Origin of the sequence: Actinobacillus capsulatus DSM 19761, assembly GCF_000374285.1 — a bacterium.
GTDB lineage: Bacteria > Pseudomonadota > Gammaproteobacteria > Enterobacterales > Pasteurellaceae > Actinobacillus > Actinobacillus capsulatus.
Genome location: NZ_KB893964.1, coordinates 1 through 2,008, shown reverse-complemented (window position 1 = coordinate 2,008; position 2,008 = coordinate 1). Strand labels below are relative to the sequence as shown.

1 protein-coding gene and 1 pseudogene are annotated in these 2,008 nt (G+C 28.9%); both read right to left on the bottom strand.

The features are described from left to right. Positions 1-202: 202 nt before the first annotated feature. Positions 203-1,180 carry a hypothetical protein gene (locus C228_RS14955; RefSeq protein ID WP_018653007.1) on the bottom strand — a complete coding sequence of 326 codons (978 nt, stop codon included), beginning with the start codon at positions 1,178-1,180 and terminating at the stop codon, positions 203-205. Continuing rightward, positions 1,158-2,008 (bottom strand): annotated as a pseudogene (locus C228_RS14950) (hypothetical protein); the annotation flags it as partial. The gene C228_RS14955 and the pseudogene C228_RS14950, both read right to left, overlap by 23 nt.

Below are 2,008 nucleotides of genomic sequence, written 5' to 3'. Positions count from 1 at the left end.
TCATTCCAAAAAATGACCTTAATTAACCGTTCTTTTCCCTCTTGTTCCACTAAACTCGGATGGAATTCCAACCGACCTTTTTCATCCGCTTGCAACGGTGATTTGCTAATTAAAATACAAGCGGTCTGATTTAATGAATTTTTTGCAAATTTTTCACTAAATCAGACAGCTTGTATTCAAATGCATTATCTCGAAAGCATGATTATTTTAGATCAACAGCTTCCGCCTTAATCCACATATTAATATCTTTTTTTCCTTTGTAATTGATGAAATACCATTTTTGATTATTCTTATCAACTGACTCATTCAAAATATGAACTTTATCACCTTTAATTAGATACATATTAGATTTACTATCAATAGGTAAATATAAATGCGATTTATCTATGATAGTTCCCATTCTCGCACATTTCTTAATAGTCTCACTCTCTACATATTTTTTCTCATCTAACAAGCCTAAAGAAGACAATCTATCGATTATTATAGAATAATTCTTTTTATTTATCTCAGAATAGGGATAAAGCATTAGTAATTTTTTATATCTATCAATCCCATTAACTATATCTACATTATTTTCATCAAATCTATCAATATATTTTTCTAAAGAATTTTCAATAAAATAATCTAATTTACAATTACTAATTATAAACTCCTCTGGCAAATTTACATTTGGCAATTTATCCATGATATCATTAGATGACAAATCTAGACCAACTCTGTCAAATTGACAAATATATTTCTTGGAGTAATCATCAGGATAACCACTAAAAGTAGAAATAATTTTGTTTATAATCCATTTCTTATCTACATAAGAAATATAATAGCTATTTATAATATTTAATTTATCAGTATTAGTTGTGATAATAAATTGATATTTATTATCATCCGATTTAGTAATCTCTCTAATGCCAGCCCCGCCATCCTCTGATAAATTCCTTCCCTTAAATATTAACTCATAATCATTTAAGTTTTTTTTAAAAAACAGCAACTCATCACCTAAGCCATTAACATTACTAATAATTTTATCTCTAACCCCATCTTTATCAACATCTATATCAGAAAAAAAATAATTCTTACTATTTAAATAATATTTAACATCACCTTTACTAGCAAAAGAATTAAATGAACAGCATATAGATATTAGCCAAAATAGTTTACTAATTTTTATGATTTTCTTCATAATTAAAAATTTCCTTTAATTTATTAACATAAGCAATTCGTTCATTAATAGCTGTTTGTCCACCATTTACCAAATAGGTTACTTGATATGTATTATCATCATCAGCCACAACATTTATATCGATCGTAGTATGTGTAGGCAATCTAGTTTTAGGATAATTAATCCTATTACCTTTAGAATTAGGATATTTAGCCTTCAGAAAGCTGCCTGCACTAAGCAATTTCCCCCGCTTCCAAAAGTAACCACTTGCATCGATTGCCAAATGTAAGTCTTTATTTAAAAGCTCATAACTAGTCCTATGATCTTTTCTTCCAATATATTCAAAATATTGTTTATACCCAACTTCTCCCACTTTTTCACCAGAATGAGTCAATTGAATCAGCCCGCGACCAATATATGGATAGTATGGTTTACGAGATAAATATTCTAAGGAACCATTTTCTTGTGATGTTGAAAAATGTGCTGACTCAAGATAGCATTGTGCTAAAAAATGAATTTTTCTTATACAAGTATTAATTTCATACTTCTGCATTGCTAAATTTAGTTCTTTTGTAAACTTGTCATAAGTCGCATCTTCTCTAGAAATGTGGCAATTCTTAGCTGAAAATAAAGAATACCCTAAGATTTTCTTAACCGTAGGTTCAGAATCTCTTAACGAATAAATAATATTTTTCACTTCATCAACCGTAAAATCTCTATGACAAAAACATTCGTGTTTTTGATGAGAAATAGCTACATCCACAGGCTTCCCATTATTCTCACTTCTCATTTGTGAAACATTACGCTCTGTTTTATGTTCCGTCGGTTTAGGTGTTTGCACTTTCGTTT

Bases quoted from the DNA above. Each gene is read 5' to 3' on its own strand.
- C228_RS14955 (WP_018653007.1), bottom strand. From the start codon at position 1,180: ATGAAGAAAATCATAAAAATTAGTAAACTATTTTGGCTAATATCTATA.